The 763-nt window shown below is 73.1% G+C and carries 1 protein-coding gene; it reads right to left on the bottom strand.

The features are described 5' to 3' along the window. The coding region (locus tag AC27IO_RS25000; RefSeq protein ID WP_498741315.1) for a hypothetical protein at positions 1 to 732 on the bottom strand (732 nt) is incomplete at its 3' end. Between the last annotated feature and the right edge of the window lie 31 nt (positions 733 to 763).

The raw sequence follows: 763 nt of genomic DNA, 5'->3' as shown, positions 1-763 counted from the left end.
CCCGGGCCCGCCGTGGCGGCCCAGGAACTCCGTGCGGTCGGCCGTCCACGCCGTCTGCTGACCGCGCAGGTCCGCGAAGGCCACCCGGCCGGCAAACGCCATGTCCCACGGCTTGTGGGCGAGCAGGGCGCCGCTGCCGGCATCCACCGCGGTCACGATGAACGGCGCCGACGCGCCGCGCGAGGTGCCCAGCACCCATTCGGCATAGGCCGTGACCGTCAGGCGCCGGGCCTTGCCCGAGGTGTTGCGCAGGGTGAGGCGCGAGATCTTGACGGGGTCCTCGCCGGGCACGTACTGCAGCAACTCCAGCCCCAGGCCGCGCGCCGCGTGCGCGAACCTGCTGTAGCCGTGGCCATGGCGCGCTTCGTACAGGCCATCGTCGCCCAGCGGCTGCGCCGTGGCGGTCCACGCTTCGCCCGTGGCTTCGTCGTGCACGTAGATCGCTTCTCCGGACGGATCGCTCACCGGGTCGTTGGACCACGGGGTCAGCTGGTTCTCGCGGCTGTTGGTGCACCAGGTGCAGGTACTGCCGCGCTCGGACACCTGGAACCCGAACCCCGGGTTGGCGATGACGTTGATCCAGGGCGCCGGGGTGGCCTGGCCCGGGCCCAGCCGCACGACATATTCCCGCCCGTCCAGGGCGAATCCGCCCAGGCCGTTGAAGAACTCCAGGTCGTCGGATGCCGCTGGGGCGGGTGCCGCGCCAGGCGCCAGCGGGGAGGGCGGCGGCACCCAGGCCGGCCGGGCGGGGGGCTGGTCTTAC

This window comes from Acidovorax sp. KNOB132 (assembly GCF_057541515.1).
Note: the sequence above shows the minus strand (reverse complement) of the source record. Positions and strands in the feature narration are given on the sequence as shown.